General features: G+C 33.4%; 19 protein-coding genes, 1 pseudogene and 1 riboswitch. All 20 genes and pseudogenes read left to right on the top strand.

Going from position 1 to position 19,455, the window contains the following annotated elements; translation table 11 throughout:
- Positions 1–3 precede the first annotated feature (3 nt).
- The gene (locus Q3V94_RS02780; protein ID WP_303524995.1) at positions 4–420 is read left to right on the top strand and encodes a secondary thiamine-phosphate synthase enzyme YjbQ; all 417 of its coding nucleotides are present in this window, start codon (positions 4–6) and stop codon (positions 418–420) included.
- A gap of 101 nt (positions 421–521) precedes the next feature.
- Positions 522–1,301, top strand: coding sequence for a short-chain-enoyl-CoA hydratase (locus Q3V94_RS02775; protein WP_008908910.1), 780 nt, complete (start codon positions 522–524; stop codon positions 1,299–1,301).
- 7 nt (positions 1,302–1,308) lie between these two features.
- Positions 1,309–2,154: a 3-hydroxybutyryl-CoA dehydrogenase gene (locus Q3V94_RS02770; RefSeq protein ID WP_040306303.1), complete on the top strand. Its 846-nt coding sequence runs from the start codon at positions 1,309–1,311 to the stop codon at positions 2,152–2,154.
- A 132-nt stretch (positions 2,155–2,286) separates the two neighbouring features.
- On the top strand, positions 2,287–2,496 hold the full coding sequence (locus tag Q3V94_RS02765) for a hypothetical protein (protein ID WP_040306252.1): 210 nt from the start codon (positions 2,287–2,289) through the stop codon (positions 2,494–2,496).
- 782 nt (positions 2,497–3,278) lie between these two features.
- Positions 3,279–3,479 (top strand): hypothetical protein, encoded by a 201-nt coding sequence (locus Q3V94_RS02760; RefSeq protein ID WP_008908913.1) that lies wholly within the window; start codon positions 3,279–3,281, stop codon positions 3,477–3,479.
- 70 nt (positions 3,480–3,549) lie between these two features.
- Positions 3,550–4,281, top strand: a complete 732-nt coding sequence (locus Q3V94_RS02755; protein ID WP_008908914.1) for a hypothetical protein — start codon at positions 3,550–3,552, stop codon at positions 4,279–4,281.
- A 74-nt stretch (positions 4,282–4,355) separates the two neighbouring features.
- Entirely contained in the window at positions 4,356–4,571 is a 216-nt protein-coding gene (locus Q3V94_RS02750; RefSeq protein ID WP_040306254.1) for a hypothetical protein, read from the top strand.
- Between the two features lie 575 nt (positions 4,572–5,146).
- Positions 5,147–6,331 (top strand): acetyl-CoA C-acetyltransferase, encoded by a 1,185-nt coding sequence (locus Q3V94_RS02745; RefSeq protein WP_303524994.1) that lies wholly within the window; start codon positions 5,147–5,149, stop codon positions 6,329–6,331.
- Positions 6,332–6,404: 73 nt separating this feature from the next.
- Positions 6,405–6,582, top strand: a riboswitch (Lysine riboswitch).
- A 90-nt stretch (positions 6,583–6,672) separates the two neighbouring features.
- Positions 6,673–7,056: a hotdog domain-containing protein gene (locus Q3V94_RS02740; RefSeq protein WP_008908916.1), complete on the top strand. Its 384-nt coding sequence runs from the start codon at positions 6,673–6,675 to the stop codon at positions 7,054–7,056.
- Between the two features lie 10 nt (positions 7,057–7,066).
- Positions 7,067–7,888, top strand: coding sequence for a 3-keto-5-aminohexanoate cleavage protein (locus Q3V94_RS02735; protein WP_008908917.1), 822 nt, complete (start codon positions 7,067–7,069; stop codon positions 7,886–7,888).
- Between the two features lie 4 nt (positions 7,889–7,892).
- A complete protein-coding gene (gene atoD, locus Q3V94_RS02730; RefSeq protein WP_303524992.1) occupies positions 7,893–8,558 on the top strand; it encodes an acetate CoA-transferase subunit alpha in 666 nt (221 codons plus the stop codon).
- On the top strand, positions 8,548–9,213 hold the full coding sequence (locus Q3V94_RS02725; RefSeq protein WP_274768093.1) for a CoA transferase subunit B: 666 nt from the start codon (positions 8,548–8,550) through the stop codon (positions 9,211–9,213). Before atoD ends, Q3V94_RS02725 begins: the two co-directional genes overlap by 11 nt.
- Positions 9,214–9,224: 11 nt before the next feature.
- Positions 9,225–10,265 (top strand): 3,5-diaminohexanoate dehydrogenase, encoded by a 1,041-nt coding sequence (locus Q3V94_RS02720; protein ID WP_008908920.1) that lies wholly within the window; start codon positions 9,225–9,227, stop codon positions 10,263–10,265.
- 15 nt (positions 10,266–10,280) lie between these two features.
- The gene (gene ablA / locus Q3V94_RS02715) at positions 10,281–11,537 is read left to right on the top strand and encodes a lysine 2,3-aminomutase (RefSeq protein WP_303524989.1); all 1,257 of its coding nucleotides are present in this window, start codon (positions 10,281–10,283) and stop codon (positions 11,535–11,537) included.
- Positions 11,530–12,555, top strand: a complete 1,026-nt coding sequence (locus tag Q3V94_RS02710) for a hypothetical protein (protein WP_303524988.1) — start codon at positions 11,530–11,532, stop codon at positions 12,553–12,555. Before ablA ends, Q3V94_RS02710 begins: the two co-directional genes overlap by 8 nt.
- A gap of 1 nt (position 12,556) precedes the next feature.
- Positions 12,557–14,023, top strand: coding sequence for a hypothetical protein (locus Q3V94_RS02705; RefSeq protein WP_303524986.1), 1,467 nt, complete (start codon positions 12,557–12,559; stop codon positions 14,021–14,023).
- Positions 14,013–15,569 (top strand): lysine 5,6-aminomutase subunit alpha, encoded by a 1,557-nt coding sequence (locus Q3V94_RS02700; protein ID WP_303524985.1) that lies wholly within the window; start codon positions 14,013–14,015, stop codon positions 15,567–15,569. The genes Q3V94_RS02705 and Q3V94_RS02700 overlap by 11 nt, the downstream gene beginning before the upstream one ends.
- Positions 15,569–16,366, top strand: a complete 798-nt coding sequence (locus Q3V94_RS02695) for an OAM dimerization domain-containing protein (RefSeq protein ID WP_008908925.1) — start codon at positions 15,569–15,571, stop codon at positions 16,364–16,366. Before Q3V94_RS02700 ends, Q3V94_RS02695 begins: the two co-directional genes overlap by 1 nt.
- Positions 16,367–16,488: 122 nt before the next feature.
- Entirely contained in the window at positions 16,489–18,351 is a 1,863-nt protein-coding gene (locus Q3V94_RS02690; protein WP_303524984.1) for an LTA synthase family protein, read from the top strand.
- Positions 18,352–18,537: 186 nt separating this feature from the next.
- Positions 18,538–19,152 (top strand): annotated as a pseudogene (locus Q3V94_RS02685) (IS256 family transposase); the annotation flags it as partial.
- Between the last annotated feature and the right edge of the window lie 303 nt (positions 19,153–19,455).

Genomic DNA, 19,455 nt, shown 5'->3' with positions numbered 1-19,455 from the left:
AAAATGAAAAGTTATAGAAAAGAGCTTTGGTTTGAGTTAAAAACAAGAAGGGGATTTGTAAATATAACACATGAATTGGAAAAGTGCGTAAAAGAAAGTGGTGTAAAGGAAGGGCTTTTATTGTGCAATGCGATGCACATAACAGCCAGCGTATTTATTAATGACGATGAAGCAGGACTACACCAAGATTTTGAAAACTGGCTTGAAAAATTAGCCCCAGAAAAGCCCTATAGTCAATACCATCATAATGGTTTTGAGGATAATGCCGATGCCCATCTAAAAAGAACGATTATGGGAAGGGAAGTTGTAGTTGCAATAACAGATGGAAAACTTGACTTAGGTCCATGGGAACAGATATTCTATGGTGAATTTGATGGAAAGAGGAAGAAAAGGGTATTGGTTAAAATTATAGGAGAGTAGAGAAATCCCTATTGATTTTTAAATCAATAGGGGTATTTTTTTCTTTTTAGAATTTCAAAAATATTTTTAAAATGGTATAATGTTTTTTGGGGGGTGGTATTTTGGAAAATATTAAATTTGAAAAGGATGGTAATATTGGAATAATTACAATATCAAGGCCTAAGGCATTGAATGCATTGAATTTTAAAACGCTGGTAGAATTAAATGAAGTTTTAGACCAAGTTGAAAAAGATGAGGAAATTTATGTCCTTTTGATAAGAGGGGATGGAGAAAAGGCCTTTGTGGCAGGTGCGGATATTGCTGAAATGAAGGACATGAATCCAAAAGAGGCTAGAGAATTTAGTATAATAGGCAATAAAGTATTTAGAAGGATTGAAAATTTAAGAATTCCAACTATAGCAGTAATAAATGGTTATGCTTTAGGAGGAGGATGTGAACTTGCTTTATCTTGCGATATTAGAATAGCCTCCGAAAATGCAAAACTAGGTCAACCTGAAGTAGGACTTGGAATAACTCCAGGATTTGGAGGAACACAAAGACTATCGAGGGTTGTAGGATTAGCAAAGGCAAAGGAACTGATTTTTACTGGAGATATGATCGATGCTAATGAGGCATTTAAAATTGGCCTTGTAAACAGAGTAGTAAAAAAAGAAGAACTTATGGATGAGGCATTAAATATGGCTAAAAAAATAGCCAGCAATGCTCCTTTTGCAATTAGTGTTGCAAAGGCTTCAATTAATAGGGGGTATCAGGCGGATATAGATACAGCTCTTATGTATGAAGTTGAAGTTTTTGCCCAGTGTTTTGCCACAGAAGATCAAAAGGATGCAATGACAGCTTTTTTAGAAAAAAGAAAAATTGAAAAATTTAAAAATAGATAGGGGGATAATTATGAAGGTTTTTGTTGTTGGTGCAGGAACTATGGGTTCTGGTATAGTTCAAGCTTTTGCACAAAATGGAGTTGAAGTTTATTTAAACGATATAAAGGAAGAGTTTATTGAAAGAGGGTATAACAATATAGTTAAAAACATAACAAAATTAGTAGAAAAGGGAAAGATATCTGAAGAGGATAAAAACAATATATTAAATAGCATACATAAATCTATAAACATAGAAGATGCAAAGGATTGTGATCTTGTAATTGAAGCGATAATCGAAGATATGAAGGCAAAAAAGGAATTGTTTAAAAGGCTTGATGAAATTTGCAGCGAAAAAACTGTCCTTGCTTCAAACACTTCTTCACTATCAATAACTGAGATTGCAGCTGCAACAAATAGACCCGATAGAGTTATAGGAATGCATTTTTTCAACCCAGCACCTGTAATGAAGCTTATTGAAATTATAAGAGGTATTGCAACATCGGATGAAACCTTTGAAAAGATAAAAGAAATTTCATTAAAGATAGGAAAGGACCCTGTAGAAGTTAAAGAGGCACCAGGATTTGTAGTTAATAGAATATTAATACCGATGATAAATGAAGCAATAGGAATACTGGCAGAGGGAGTTGCAAGCAAAGAAGATATAGATAAAGCGATGAAATTAGGTGCAAACCATCCTATGGGACCACTTGAATTATCAGATTTTATCGGAAACGATATAGTTCTTGCAATTATGGAATATCTTTATGAAGAAACAAAGGATGCTAAGTATAGACCACATATCATGCTAAAGAAGATGGTTAGGGCAGGATATCTTGGAAGAAAAACTGGAAAAGGATTTTATGATTATAAATAGGAGGAGGAATACCCTCCTATTTTTTATGCAAACGGCATTTGCGACAGCTTAGCGGTGAAACCTTTGTGGGCCTAGTAGTGGGGATCACTAGCAAATAGCAAGGGTGCCATACTCGAACCGGATGTATTAAAAGTGGCAAGTAATGAGAGAAATATGGCCATTCATACATTGGAAGGTATATATTACATATTGCTAATAAAAAACTTTTTAATTGTAACCTATAATTATGATAATTTAGTAAGACTAAACAACAATATTATTTCAACAGGTTCAGCATCCTTTACAACAAACTACAGCTATGAAGTAGGTGCATACCTAAACTCAATAACAGATATGATTTAAGATTAAAATAATGAAGTATTCATAAATTTAGAATAAGGAAGCATATTAGATGATAATAAAATAATAGATATTTTTATAGTAACAAATAAACGAGTGCCATCAGAATTGAATTATCAAGATAACATTTTAACTCTTGAACTAGACAAAGAAATTATTAAATTCCATATAGAACGACTTAACAGATGTATATTAGAAGAATTTTTTACATCAGAAATTTGTGATGTATACTACAATAATATTGAATTGACTATATGGGGTATACTATGTGTCTGAGTTTTAAATTAAACACACTAAAATTTAAAAGATAAAAGTAGGCTTTGAAAAAAATATTTTTTGGTTGGCCCCGTGAAGGATTTCCCTGGCATTCGCTCATTCGCTAAGCATTCTAAGCTTTTCTTTGTTTTCAAAAGTCTTACCATCGTGAGCCTATCTCCATGTCGACCACTCGGCTCTGCACGTCCGTGTGCAGAATTACGGACTTTTGAAAAGTCGAAAAACAAGAATTGCTAGAGCTCATGAGAGATACCTTATTGAAATCCATTCACGGGGCCATTGCAAAGTCTTCAACAAATAAGGGGTTTGTCTACAATCTGAAAAAATAGTGAAAATTTAACTTTAAGTTAAATTTTCACTATTTTTTTCAAAGCATGTTCAAAGTTAAAGATTTAAAAAGAAAAAATTAAATAAATACAATTTTTACAAAAATTCTATTAACAATTAAATTATATAAAATTTGATAATTATTGTAAATATTGGTTCAATAATATTAAGGGGTAGGGAATATGCAAAGGATCAAGAGATATATTCTTTTATTGTTAATCATTATTTCCATCGCAGCCAATATTTCAATGATTGCTAATATCAACACCAATAAAAATTATATAATAAGTGAAGAAGAACCTAAATTCCTATCAATTGACGAAATAAACCTTGTAAATTTAAACTTCTATGAAAAATTTGATAAGGGAGGCGATACTGTATAAAAATAGATGATTTTCTAAATAAGACTCATGATTATAAAGTTATAAGATCTTTAAAAGGGGGTAAAAAACTATGAAAAAAATAATATCATTTTTGTTGTCTTTGACATTACTCCTATCGACAACAATTGCATTTGCAGCAACAGGTGCAAATAAGGTATCAGATCAAGGAGTAAATAAAAGTAAGTTAAAAATAAAGGACATTTATGTAACGGTTCCATATGATATTTCTGAAGTAAAAATAGAAAGAATGCAAAAGGATGGTTATGAAAGAGTTGAAATAAGAGACAAGAAGACGGGAGAATTAATAGAAGCATTTGGAGAAAAGGTTGTTCCTCTCATTAATAGCAGTAATAGTAAAGATAGTAAAAGCCAATTTTTAAGCCAATATACAGTAAACTTAATTCAATCTACAAGTGGTGATTATTCAATACATTATGTATACAAAGAAAGAAAAGATGGACCAGCAGTTACAAGATTGTATACAATTTTAACAGTATATAGTTATGGCTCATTTAGGCAAATTGAATCAGTAAATGATACGTATTGGACTGCAGAAAGTGGCGGAACTTGGGAATTAGTGAATCCACATGCTACCACTATTTCTACATCAGGAAGTTTCCCAACAATTGAGATTGAAACATTCGGAACGGCTACTATTGAAGTAAGAACGACTTTAAGTGCAGGGGGAGAATACTCAATAAGTTATCTACAATCAATTGGATTTAGTATAAGTTATCAAATAGGAAGTACTTATTATTTAAGAAAAAGTATTTCAATAGGGTATACTTATAGTGTATATTAAAACTATCTAGGAAAAGTGAGAAACAACAATTCTATCCTTATTAAATAAAATATAAAAGAAAGGAGGATTAAATAATGACGGATTATTTAAGTGCATTACGGGGGATTGGTAATGGGATTAGTAATGGATTAGATAATATTGGAAGAACGTTATTTCATTTGCAAGGGCACTTTACTTACTTAGGTAATTTAATAAAAATAACAAACATTTTACTCCTATTTATAGTTGTCATTTTAGGTATAAATGCATACATTAACTGGAAGAGATATAAAAACGATATTCACAAATAAAGATCTCAACATTATACAGCGGTTTCAAACAGTCAAAAGTCCCACTTTACAAGAATCAAATGTGGGACTTTTGACTTTGGCTTTATGTAAATAGTTTGGGATTGGCAAATTATCTAGATGTCCATCTTTGCTAATTTTTAAGAAGTTTTTATGTAATTAAGATTAAGTAAAGCAAAATTAATAAAAATGGACATGTCAAAAATGCCAATGAAAGGTTGGCTTTTGTAAAAACTCAGCGTATTGTTTGGTTTTGCGTGAGGCTATTAAAAATTAAAGAGGAAAGGCAGTTTGTAGGGATACAAGGAAATGGATTTAACATTTTAGTAATTACTTGAAAGATTAGCTTCAATCTTTTCATATTTTAAAAAAGAAACTTTTTGCAGTGAATCTCTTTTAGAGATTATATTTTGTCAAGATTCTGTGTTGAATAAAAAATTATTCAGTTTATACTGGATTGCTAAAAAAATAACTATTATTGAAGATTTTATAAAAAGAATATATCATAAAATTGTGTAACATTTTAAATATTTTGAATAAAATTAATATAGCAAATAATTTAAAAAGAGGGGGATAAAATGAGAAAGGTAGCGATAGCAAGTGCAAAAAGAACTCCAATAGGATCCTTTATGGGTTCGTTATCAAGCTTTAGTGCTGTAGAACTTGGAACTAAAGTTATTGAGGCGATTTTAAAGGAAAATCCTCAGGTGAAAGAAAAAATAGATATGGTTTATATGGGTAATGTTCTACAGGCAGGTAATGGTCAAAATCCTGCAAGGCAAGCAGCTCTAAAGGCAGGCATTCCAATCGAAGTTCCAGCAACAACAGTAAATACGGTTTGCGGTTCAGGACTTCATTCGGTAATAATGGCATATACATCTATTATTGCAGGACAGGAAGATATCAGTATTGCAGGCGGTATGGAGAGCATGTCAAATGCCCCCTTTCTAGTTAAGGGAATTAGAAATGGTATTAAGATGGGCAACACTGAACTTATCGATGTTATGATTCATGATGGATTAACATGTCCTTTTAATTTATATCACATGGGAATAACAGCAGAAAATCTTGCTGAGAAATACAATATTTCAAGGGAAGAACAAGATAGTTTTGCTTATAATAGCCAAATGAAGGCATCAAAGGCAAGAAAAGAAGGTAAATTCCAAGATGAAATAATTCCGGTAACTATTAAAACTAAAAAGGAAGAAATAATTTTTAAAGATGACGAATATATTAGAGAAGATACAAGTTTAGAAAAGCTTGCTAAATTAAAGCCAGCATTTAAGGCTAATGGAACAGTAACTGCTGGAAACGCATCAGGTATCAATGATGGTGCAGCTGCAGTATTAGTGGCATCAGAGGAAATGTGTAATGAATTAGGTTTAAGGCCACTAGTATACATAAAAGGTTTTGGCCTTGTTGGAGTTGAGCCAAGTATAATGGGGATTGGTCCGGTTTTTGCTATCAAAAAAATGCTTGCAAAGCTGAATATGTCGATTGATGAAATTGATTTATTTGAACTTAACGAAGCCTTTGCTTCACAATCTTTAGCAGTTTTAAAGGAATTGGGAGTTAATCCAGATAAGGTTAATGTAAATGGTGGTGCAATTGCCTTAGGTCATCCTATCGGAGCAAGTGGAACCAGAGTATTAGTAACATTGATTCATGAGCTATTAAGACAAAATAAGCGTTATGGTATTGCATCCCTTTGTATAGGTTCAGGCATGGGTGTTGCAATTTTAGTAGAAAATGCAAATCTTTAAAAAATTCAAAAAATATATTAACAAAAATTTTAACTGATGCTATAATTATATTAGAATTAAATATGCATATTTTGGCATAAATAGAGGTGCGGGTAAAAGGGTAGCTTAAGGGTGTTAAGGGAAGGAGCTCCCAATATCTTAAGCGAAGGGTTTACTCGCCGAAAGGTTATGTTGGTTCCTCAACATATCCTTGGGGATAGGGTGTAAGCTCTATCACTGTCATGGCTGTGCCATGAAGCGCTATTTATGCAGTGGGCTAGTCTCATTGCATAAATAGCGCTTTTATTTTTAGATAAAAATGTCGAAAAATTTTAAATTATCAAAAACAGGGGGGGATGATTTTGAAGGCGTTAATTAGAGTAAGAATGAGTCTTCATGATGCACATTATGGAGGAAATTTAGTGGATGGAGCAAGGATACTAAACTTATTTGGAGATGTGGCAACAGAGCTTTTAATAAGGCATGATGGGGATGAAGGGTTATTTAGAGCTTACGATTCAGTAGAATTTTTAGCACCGGTGTATGCAGGAGATTATATAGAAGCTGAGGGAGAAATAGTTGAAGTAGGAAATACTTCAAGGAAGATGAAGTTTGTTGCAAGAAAGGTAATTCAGTCAAGGCCGGATATAAATGATTCAGCGGCAGAAGTTTTAGAGGAGCCTATAATAGTTTGTAGAGCAAGTGGAACTTGTGTGGTTCCAAAGGACAAGCAAAGATTTAAATAGGGGGGAGCTTATGGAAAAACTTATTATTACTGCAGCAATATGCGGTGCAGAGGTTACTAAAAAGCACAATCCCAATGTCCCTTATACCGTTGAAGAAATCGCAAGGGAGGCTGAGGCGGCATATAAGGCAGGGGCAAGCATTATCCATCTTCATGTAAGAAATGATGATGGAACACCAACTCAGGATAAGGAAAGGTTTAGAGTTTGCATGGAGGCAATAAGGGAGCGCTGCAAAGATGTCATAATTCAACCTTCAACAGGTGGAGCTGTTGGAATGACAAATGAAGAAAGACTTCAGCCAATATATTTAAAACCAGAGATGGCAACATTAGACTGTGGAACGCTGAATTTTGGTGGAGATGATATTTTTGTAAACACCGAAAACACGATTATATATTTTGCTAAAAGGATGAAGGAGCTAGGAATAAAGCCAGAGCTTGAGGTATTCGACAAGGGTATGATAGATATGGCGTTAAGATTACATAAGAAAGGTTTCATAGAAGGCCCCCTTCATTTTAATTTTGTTATGGGCGTTAATGGTGGAATATCAGGGGAGCCAAGGGATCTTTTGTTTATGGCTGAAAGCATTCCAAAGGATGCTACTTGGACAGTTACTGGAATAGGAAGGTATGAAATGCCGCTTGCTACTATGGCTATTATTATGGGTGGACATGTAAGAGTCGGTTTTGAAGATAATGTTTATATTTCAAAAGGAGTTCTTGCAAAATCAAATGGAGAACTTGTTGAAAAGGTTGTTAGGATTGCAAAGGAATTAGGAAGGGAAATAGCAACGCCTGATGAGGCAAGAAAGATTTTGGGTATAAAGGGGTGATGATATGAATAAGGTTGTGGATATTGAAAAAGTAAAACCTTTTTTTAAAGATGGAATGACGCTTATGATAGGCGGATTCTTAGCGTGCGGAACACCTGAGAAACTAATCGATATGTTGTTGGAATTAAATGTTAAGGATTTAACAATTATTGCAAATGATACCTCCTTTCCAGACAGGGGACTAGGAAGGTTAGTTGTAAACGGACAAGTTAAAAAGGTCATTGTTTCTCACATCGGAACTAATCCAGAAACAGGTAGACTCATGAACGAAGGAAAATTAGAGGTTGAGCTTTGTCCTCAGGGAACTTTAATCGAAAGAATAAGAGCAGGCGGAAGCGGACTTGGGGGAGTTCTAACTCCAACAGGCGTTGGAACTATAGTTGAAGAGGGAAAGCAAAAACTGACTATAAATGGAAAGGAATATCTTCTTGAACTTCCTTTGAGAGCTGACGTTGCCCTTATAAAGGGTAGCATAGTTGATGAGTTTGGAAATACATTCTACAAGGGAACAACAAGGAATTTTAATCCAATAATTGCTTTTGCAGCTGATACTGTTATAGTTGAGGCAGAGGAGATTGTAAAGGTTGGTGAATTAAGACCTGAGGATGCTATGACGCCTGGTGTTTTAGTTGATTACATTATAAAGGGGGGCGAAGGATTTGATTCCTAATCAAGAATTAGCAAAGGAAATAATTGCAAAGAGAATTGCGAAGGAATTAAAGGATGGTCAGCTTGTAAATTTAGGGATTGGACTTCCAACCTTAGTGACAAATTATGTTCCTGAAGGAGTTCATATAATCTTCCAATCAGAAAATGGTATGGTAGGAATGGGACCAGCACCAGAGAAGGGAAAAGAGGATAAAAATATAACAAATGCAGGCGGAATGCCAGTTACTATAATGCCCTTTGGTGCCTTTTTCGATAGTGCAACATCCTTTGCTCTGATTAGAGGGGGACATGTCGATATTACCGTTCTTGGTGCACTTGAGGTTGATCAGGAAGGAAACTTAGCAAACTGGATAATTCCAGGAAAGATGGTTCCTGGAATGGGTGGTGCAATGGACCTTGTTGTTGGAGCAAGAAAGGTAATTGTTGCTATGCAGCATACAAGCAAAGGACAGCCAAAGATTTTGAAAAAATGTAGACTTCCATTAACTGCAAAGGCAGAAGTTAATATGATCGTTACAGAACTTTGCGTTTTAGAAGTTACCGACAAAGGTTTAGTATTAAGGGAAATTTATAAGGATACAACCATAGATGAAGTAAAATCATTAACTGAAGCTGATCTTATTATCCCAGAAGATATAAAAATAATGGACATTTAGGAGGTTTTGTTATGAAAAGGGGATGCAAATACGGAACACATAGAGTTTTAGAGCCACAGGGGGTTTTACCACAACCTGCAGTTAAAATTTCAAATGACATGGAAATATACGACAATGAAATTTTGATTGATGTTATTGCTTTAAATATAGACTCAGCAAGCTTTACCCAGATTGAAGAAGAACAGGGCAAAGATGTAGAAAAGATTAAAAAGAGAATTTTAGAAATAGTTAACGAAAGAGGAAAAATGCAGAACCCAGTAACAGGATCCGGCGGAATGCTTATCGGAATAGTTGAAAAAATAGGAAGCGCTTTAATAGGCAAAACAGATCTAAAGATAGGAGATAAGATTGCAACATTAGTTTCACTGTCTCTAACACCCCTTAGAATTGATGAAATAATCGATGTTAAGCCAGAAATAGATAGAGTTGAAATTAAAGGAAAGGCAATTTTATTTGAAAGTGGAATATATGCAAAGCTTCCTGAGGATATGGACGAAACTTTAGCATTAGCTGCCCTCGATGTTGCTGGTGCACCTGCTCAAACTGCAAAGCTTGTAAAACCAGGGCAAAGCGTCCTTATTTTAGGTGCAGCAGGAAAGTCAGGGATGCTCTGCTGCTATGAAGCTATGAAGAGGGTAGGACCAACAGGGAGAGTTATAGGGCTTGTTAGAAGTGAAAAGGATAAAGAAAGATTAGAAAGCTTAGGATTATGCCATAGAATAATTGTTGCAGATGCGCAAAAGCCTGTTGAAGTTCTTAATAAAACCTTAGAAGCAAATGACGGTAAGGAAGTGGATATATCAATAAATTGTGTTAACGTGTCAAATACAGAAATGTCTTCAATTCTTCCTGTAAAGGACGAAGGAATTGTTTACTTCTTCTCAATGGCAACAAGCTTTACAAAGGCTGCATTAGGAGCAGAGGGTGTAGGAAAGGATGTAACCATGATTATTGGAAATGGATACACTAAGGGTCATGCTGAAATCACTTTACAAGAGCTAAGAGAAAATGAAAAGTTAAGAAGGGTTTTTGAAGAAATGTATGCAAAATAATTTGGGGGGATTTTAATGAAGGTTAATAGAAGATGGGAGCTTTTTAAGGATATTCCAGATGAGCTTTGGAATGACTGGAAATGGCAGCTAAGAAACAGAATCGAAACATTAGAGGATCTAAAAAAATATATTCCGCTTACAGAAGAAGAGGAAAAGGGAGTTGCTACCTGCCTTGGGACGCTTAGGATGGCAATTACACCATATTATCTTTCCTTAATCGATCCTAATGACCCACATGATCCTATAAGAAAACAAGCTATTCCAACAGAAAATGAGCTTCATAAGGCAAGTGAGGATTTACTTGATCCTTTGCATGAAGATACGGACTCACCTGTTCCAGGTCTTACCCACAGATATCCTGATAGAGTGTTGCTTTTAGTTACAGACCAATGTTCTATGTATTGTAGACACTGCACCAGAAGAAGGTTTGCAGGACAACAGGATATGCCTATGCCTATGGATAGAATAGAAAAAGCTATCGAATATATTAAAAATACACCAGTTATAAGAGACGTTTTAATATCAGGTGGGGATCCTTTAACTTTATCCGACGATAGGCTTGAATATATAATTAAAAAATTAAGAGAAATACCACATGTTGAAATTATTAGAATTGGTTCAAGAACCCCAGTTGTTATGCCACAGAGAATAACTAAGGAATTAGTTGATATGCTTAAAAAATATCACCCAATTTGGTTAAATACCCATTTTAATCATCCAAATGAAGTTACTGAAGAATCAAAAAGAGCAATTGCAATGCTTGCTGATGCAGGAATACCTCTTGGAAATCAATCAGTGCTTTTAAGGGGAATCAATGACTGCGTTCATGTTATGAAAAAGCTTGTTCATGAACTTGTTAAGATGAGGGTAAGACCATACTATATTTACCAATGTGACCTTTCAATGGGATTACAGCACTTTAGAACCCCTGTTGCTAAGGGAATTGAGATTATAGAAGGATTAAGAGGTCATACATCGGGTTATGCAGTTCCAACATTTGTTGTTGATGCACCTGGTGGTGGAGGTAAGATCCCTGTAATGCCAAATTATATAGTTTCAATGAATCATAACAAGGTAATTTTAAGAAATTTTGAGGGAGTTATAACAACTTATACAGAACCTGATGAATATACACCAAGTTGCAACTGTGAAGTTTGTAGTGGTGAAAGGGAAGCAAAATTAATAGGGGTTGCAGGATTATTACAAGGAAATCAATTGTCATTAGAGCCTGAAGGACTTGAAAGAAAACAAAGAGGTCATAAGCATGAGTAATGTTTTGAAGCTTATAAAACCCTATAGAACAATATCCATAATTGGGATGGAAAAGAATGTTGGAAAAACAACGGTTCTAAATCATATTTTAAACAAGACCAGGGGGAGTTATCCCCTTGGTCTTACATCAATAGGAAGAGACGGAGAGGATATAGACAGAGTTACAAATACAGAAAAGCCAAGAATTTATATCGAAAAGGGGACAATTTTTGCAACATGTAAGGAATTTTTCTTAAAATCAGATGTTACTAAAGAAGTCTTAGAAACCACAGGAATTAATACTCCCCTTGGAGAAATTATAATTGGAAGGGCATTGAGCGATGGATATATTGAAATTGCAGGTCCTTCTGTAAATTCAGCAATAAAATGGATAAGCGAAAGGATGCTATACTATGGTGCAGAAAAGGTCTTAATAGATGGCTCTTTAAGTAGAAAAACGATGGCATCGCCAAGCATAACACAGGCCACAATTTTATCAACTGGAGCAGCACTATCAAGGGATATTAACAAGGTTATAGACAAAACTGAGCTTACCTTAAAGCTTTTATCGATTAAAAAAGAGGATGATGATAAAGTCATAAATAATGCTCTAAAAATTATAGAAAATTTTAAGATAGGTGTTATCTATAAAGATTATTCCTATAAGGCCATAAATGCCTTAACGTCTTTAGAGTCTTCAAAGGATATAGTTGAAAATTTAATGGATGATGTAACCCATGTAGTTATAAAAGGAGTAGTAACAGATAAAATTTTAGAGGACATAATAAAATCAACTGATAAATATAAGGGAAAAATTTTTTTGGTAAAAGATGGGACTAAGTTGTTTTTAAATAGGGAAATATTAGATGTGTTTATTAAAAGTGGGGGAGAAATAAGGGCCTTAATACCTATAAATGTTATATGTATAACAATTAATCCTAAATCGCCCTATGGCTATGAATTTGATGCTAAAAAGTTTCAAGAAAAAATGAAGGAGAAAATAAATATCCCTGTCTTTAACGTATTAGGAGATGAATAGGATGAATTTTTTTGATATAGACCTTAAAGAAATAGGATTTGACTATGTATATGAGCAGCTTCAGCCTAAAACTGTTTTTGGAATGGAACTTAAAAAAAATATAAAGTTTTACAAAAAAAAGAATAAAAAAAATCTTTTGCAGGAATTTGAAGAGCTTGAGGATATAACATGTTCAATCAAAGAAAATAGAAAAGCTTTTGATGAAATTGAACATATTCTTTATAAATTCAAAGATATAAGAAAAAGTATAGAAAGATGTAAGAATGGTTCAGTTTTAGATGAAGTGGAATTGTTTGAAATCAAAAATTTTTGCTTAAATTTAAGAGCTTTAAAAAGTTTAATATCAGAAGCAAAAATAAGCAATATTATTTTACATTCTTTAGATGATGTTTACACAATTTTAGATCCAGAAGGAAAGAACATCCCTACTTTCTATATATATAACGTTTATTCTGAAAAATTAAATGAGATAAGAAATAAAAAGCTTGAAATAGAAAAAAAGATTTTTCTTGAAGTTGATGAAAAAAACATAAATCGTTTAAAGGAACAAAGATTAAATCTGGTGATAGCTGAAGAAGAGGAAGAATTAAAAATTAAGAAGGAATTGTCTAAAAAGATAAGTAAATATGTTAATGCTTTTGAAGAAAACTTTAGAGGCATTGGAAAATTAGACTTTTTAATAGAAAAGGCAAAACTTGCGATAAAATATAATGCTACAAAGCCAATTATTATTGATGATTTAAAAGTTAATTTAATAAATCAAATTAATCCTTATGTCCTTGATATATTAAAGGAAAAAGGCAAAAGCTTTACTCCAATAACTATTGAAATGTTTAAAGGCACAACGGTTATAACCGGTGCTAACATGGGTGGGAAAAGCATATCTTTGAAGACTACTACACTGAACTTACTTTTAGGACATCTGGGATTTTTTGTGTTTGCGGAATATGCAGCTTTCCCAATATTAGATTTTATTTATTTTATCTCAGATGATCTTCAATCGGTATCAAGGGGACTTAGCACCTTTGGTGCAGAAATAATAAAGCTTAATGAGGTTATAAGCAGAATAAAAAAGGAATTCGGATTTGCTGCCCTTGATGAGGTGGCAAGAGGAACAAATCCTAAAGAGGGACATGCAATAGTAAGGGCAGTCTGCCAATATCTTAATAGTTTTAGCAGTTTTGTTTTAGTGTCCACCCATTATGATGGAGTAGTTGACAAAAATATGAATCACTATCAAGTAGTGGGGCTAAAAAATGTTGATCTTGATAATCTTAAAAAAGATCTGACAATTAAAAATTCAATTGAAGTTATCCAGGAATACATGGATTATAGGTTAGAAAGGATAGAAGGCATAAGAGAAGTCCCAAAGGATGCACTAAATATTTCAAAACTATTGAATTTTGATGAAGAAGTAATAAAAATAGCTGAAAATATATTAAAAGAGGGGGATAGGAATGAAAAGTAAACTTAATTTAAATTGGGAGATAGTTGAAAAGGCAAGGGAATGTGCAAGGAATATTGCCAATGATACTCAAAAATTCATTGACAAACATACTACAGTAGCTGTTGAAAGAACAGTATGTAGATTGCTCGGAATTGATGGTGTGGATGAATTTGGTGTTCCTTTGCCAAACGTAGTAGTTGATAATATTAAAAAAGGAAATGGACTTTCTGTTGGTGCAGTAATTTATATTGGAAATGCAATGCTTCATACAAAGTTAACTCCTCAGGAAATTGCAGAAAGGGTAGCAAAGGGAGAAATAGAACTTACAAAGCTTCCAATGCATGACTTGTTTGATATTAAATTAGAAGTTCTTAAGGTTGCAAAACAAACTGTAGAAGGAATAAAGAAAAATAGGCAAACCAGAGAAGAACTATTAAGAAAATACGGAGATAAGCAAGGTCCACTTTTATATGTTATAGTAGCAACAGGTAATATATATGAAGATATTGTTCAGGCAAAGGCAGCTGCAAGGCAGGGGGCAGACGTTATTGCGGTTATTAGAACAACTGGTCAAAGCCTTTTAGACTATGTTCCTTATGGCGCTACAACAGAAGGCTTTGGAGGAACCTATGCGACTCAGGAAAACTTTAGACTAATGAGAAAAGCCCTTGATGAAGTAAGCGAAGAGCTTGGAAGATATATAAGATTAACCAATTACTGTTCTGGACTTTGCATGCCTGAAATTGCAGCGATGGGCGCTTTAGAAAGATTAGATGTCATGTTAAATGATGCCCTTTATGGAATACTTTTTAGAGATATAAACATGAAAAGAACATTAGTTGACCAGTTTTTCTCAAGGGTTATTAATGGATTTGCAGGTGTTATCATAAACACAGGAGAAGATAATTATCTTACAACAGCGGATGCCGTTGAGGAAGCCCACACAGTTTTAGCATCACAATTTATAAATGAGCAGTTTGCTCTTCTTGCTGGAATTCCAGAGGAGCAAATGGGACTTGGACATGCTTTTGAAATGAATCCAGATCTTAAAAATGGATTCTTATTAGAACTTGCTCAAGCCCAAATGGCAAGGGAAATATTCCCTAAGGCACCTTTAAAATACATGCCCCCAACAAAGTTTATGACAGGAAATATATTCAAAGGGCATATTCAAGACGCACTATTTAACATGGTAACTATAATGACAGGTCAAAGAATACATCTTTTAGGAATGCTTACTGAGGCTATCCATACTCCGTTTATGCAGGATAGAGCCCTTTCAATTGAAAATGCAAGATATATCTTTAATAATATGGAATCATTTGGAGATGAAATTGAGTTTAAGAAGGACGGAATAATTCAAAGAAGGGCTAATGAGGTATTAAATAAGGCTTATGAGTTGTTGAAGGAGATAGAAAGGGAAGGATTATTCAGAACATTAGAGCAGGGTAAATTTGCAAATATCAAAAGACCAATAAACGGTGGAAAGGGACTTGAAGGCGTAGTTGAAAAGGATGAAAAATATTACAATCCATTTATTGAGCTTATGTTGGGAGGTAGAATCTAATGAGCGGAGGACTTTATTCAACCGAAAGAAAGGATTACGACAAGACGTTAGATCTTACTAAGGTAAAACCCTATGGAGACACAATGAATGATGGAAAGGTTCAACTTAGCTTTACTTTACCAGTTCCAAATGGTGAAAGGGCAGTTGAAGCTGCAAAGCAGCTTGTAAAAAAGATGGGTATTATAGATCCTCAGGTAGTATATAATGCTGCATTAGATAAGGAATTTACCTTCTTTGTAGTGTATGGCAGTGTAGTTCATACCGTAGATTATACAGCTATCCATGTTGAAACGGTAGACGTTCAGACGATGTCTATGGAGGAGACAAATCAATTTATCAAGGAACATATAGGAAGAAAGCTTGTTGTTGTAGGAGCAAGTACGGGAACAGATGCTCATACTGTAGGAATCGACGCAATAATGAATATGAAAGGATACGCAGGGCATTATGGTTTAGAAAGATATGAGATGTTTGAGGCATATAATCTTGGAAGCCAAGTTCCAAATGAAGAATTTGTTAAAAAGGCAATTGAACTTAAAGCGGATGTGTTATTGGTATCACAGACAGTAACTCAAAAGGATATCCACATACAAAACTTAACCCATCTTGTTGAACTTCTTGAAGCGGAAGGAATTAGAGATAAAATTTTATTGATATGCGGAGGTCCAAGAATAACCCATGAACTTGCAAAGGAACTTGGATACGATGCAGGATTCGGACCTGGAAAATTTGCCGATGATGTTGCAACTTTTATAGCAACCGAATTTGCACAAAGGAAATTACCTGGAATAAAATAAGGACAGCGACTGCTGTCCTTATTTGTTAACATTTTATTAATTAAACTCCATCTCCTTTGACTTCAAATTTTTATAATATTATACTAAATGATGTCGAAAAATAATAGGGGAAGTGAAAAGGGATGGAGAAGTTAAAGTTAAGTTTGAAATTATTACCTGATGTATATTTATTTGTCTTAATAATCTTTATTAAAACATTATCTGCCAATATTGCAATGAAATTGGTTCATCAATCAACCTTTTATACTTTATTTGGTATTTTAGGTTCTTCACTCATTTTTGCATCTATTTTAAGCTTATTTAAGTTTAAAACACGATATATCGCTTTTTATATATTTGACTTTTTAATAAGTTTGATACTTCTAACTGATATAGTTTATAACAGATATTTTTTAGATGTAACCTCTGCTGCTTTAATTAAACAAGCAGGGCTTGTTGGGGAAGTTAAAGATAGCGTATTTGCCCTTTTAAAACCGTGGGATCTATTTTACTTTGTGGATTTTATATTTATTTCTTTATTTTATAAGTATTTTAAGAGAAATCTAGTTGAAAACGAAACAAAATTAACTAAAAGATTAACATCCTTTGCTATGCTTGTTATTTTAGGATTGACCTTTAGTTATCAAAGTGTAAAGGCATTGGATAAAAGACAGCCGGGAATTTTAAAGACTATGTATGATAAAAAGTATATCGTTTCCAACATTGGAAATATCAATTTCCATGCCTTTGACCTTTATAATTTTATAAAAAGGAATGTATTAAATATAAAAAAGATAGATGAAAATGAGATTAAAGAAACTTTAAAATGGTTTGAAGACAAAAATATAAATAAAAATAAAAATTATTTTGGAGAATATAGGGGCAAAAATCTTATAGTAGTTCAGCTTGAGGCCTTTCAAGGATTTGTTTTAGAAAGAAAAATCAATGGTCAGGAGCTAACGCCAAACTTAAATAAACTTGCAAAGGATAGCCTCGTGTTTGAAAATTATTACTATCAAACTGCCTGGGGTGGAACCTCAGATGCAGAGTTTTTAAGCAATGTATCTTTGCTTCCTGCAAGGGACGGGTCTGTTTATTATCAATATGCAGGGAATAAATACAATGCACTGCCAAAAGAATTAAAGGGAATAGGATATTTCACAGCAGTAATGCATGCAAACAGGCCTGGTTTTTGGAATAGGACTAATATGTATAGGGCTTTAGGCTTTGACAAATATGAAAGTGAAAAGGACTTTAATATAGATGAGATTCAAGGTATGGGACTTTCTGATAAATCCTTTTTTAAACAGGCAGTTGAAAAAATGAAAAGCTATGATAAGCCCTTTTATTCCTTTTTAATTACTTTATCCAGTCATTTCCCATATAAAGATTATCAAAATAAGATAGCCAAAATAATTAATGTCGGAGAGTTTGAAGGGGATGTTGTGGGTGACTATCTAAAGGCTGTGAAATATACTGATGAAGCTGTTGGGCTTTTTATTGATGAGCTAAAAAGATCAGGGCTTTGGGATAATTCGATTGTTGTATTTTATGGTGACCATGCAGCCATCCCTTATGAAAAAAAGAGTAGCCTTGCAAAGATAATTTATGGCAAAGATGATCTTACGACCCTTGAGTGGGTAACCAATCAAAAAGTTGTAATGATGATACATTTTCCAGATGAAAGGATAAAAGGCATAGATAAAACTACAGCCGGACAGATGGATTTATATCCTACCCTTGCTAATTTGTATGGGATAGAGCCAAAGTATGTTTTGGGAAGAGACCTTTTAAATCAAAAAGATGGATTTATATTAACAAGGGAAGGGAATTTTGTTACAAATGAATATGCTTATTTAAAATCTACCGATAAACTTGTTGAGCTAAAGAATGGAAAAGAAGCTGATAAGGAAAAGTTTAAGTATCTGTTTGATAAGTATAAAACTTATTTTGATATGTCAAATAAAATGATAGAATATGATTTGCTAAGGTATTTAGAAAGATAGATTCTATGTCAATTATGGGGTGGGCAAATTATTTAGATGCCCGCCCCTTGCTAATTTTCAGGATATTTTTGAGAGATTAAGATTATGTTAAGAATAATATTTAAAATTGGGCATGATAAAAAGACGAAGCTAAGGCTGGCTTTTTGAGTCAGTATAACGAATTGTGCATGCTTAAGCTTTTAAACGATTTGGATAGGTGAAAATGAAAACTCAAGATTCTGGCTAGGAGTATTAAATGAACTAAAAAATCGAGGAGTAGAAGACGTATTGATATTCTCAGTTGATGGATTAAGTGGTTTAAAGGAAGCAATTGAAGCAACATTCCCAAAGGCTGAAATTCAAAGATGCATAATCCACCAGCTAAGAAATTGCTTTAAATATGTATCATATAAACATCTTAAAGAGTTTAGTAAAGATTTTAAAGCAGTATATCAGGCAGCAAGTGAAGAAATTGCAAGAGATAAATTTGAAGAAGTAAAGAAAAAATGGCAAAGCTCTTATCCGTTTGCGATAAAAAGTTGGGAAAACAACTGGGAAGTATTAATTCCATTTTACAAATTTCCGGAAGAAATAAGGAAGATAATGTATACAACGAACATAATAGAAGGATTTCATAGACAATTAAGGAAGGTAACAAAATCAAAGGCTATATTTCCAAATGATGAATCGCTAGAAAAGATGTTGTTTTTAGTAGCAAAGAATGTAATGAAAAAATGGACACAAAGATATAAAAACTGGGACATGGTATTAAACCAATTAATGATAATGTATCCAGAAAGAGTGGAGAAATTTATAAGATAAAACCCCCGCCGCAAAAAATTTTTAGTTTAAGCCTTAGTCGACCTAGGTCTCCCAAGTCTTAAACTAAAAAGCTCAAATTACCCCTAATAACATAGTATAACCAAAAATATTCTATCTCATGCATAAAAGATTAAAAAACGGTCAATAATATTAATGTATTAATCATTAACATAGGGCAAATTCTTACCAAGAAAGAGTGCAAATTATTCTAAATACACAAAATTATTTACACTACCGAAAAATTATTATTGACTGGATATATATATATATATATATAATTAATTATGTAAGTTTTCGTAAGTG

It is taken from the genome of Caloramator sp. CAR-1 (genome assembly GCF_030546345.1).
Lineage (GTDB): Bacteria > Bacillota > Clostridia > Clostridiales > Caloramatoraceae > Caloramator > Caloramator australicus.
The sequence above is the reverse complement of the archived record's forward strand: the minus strand, read 5'-3'. Positions and strand labels throughout refer to the sequence as shown.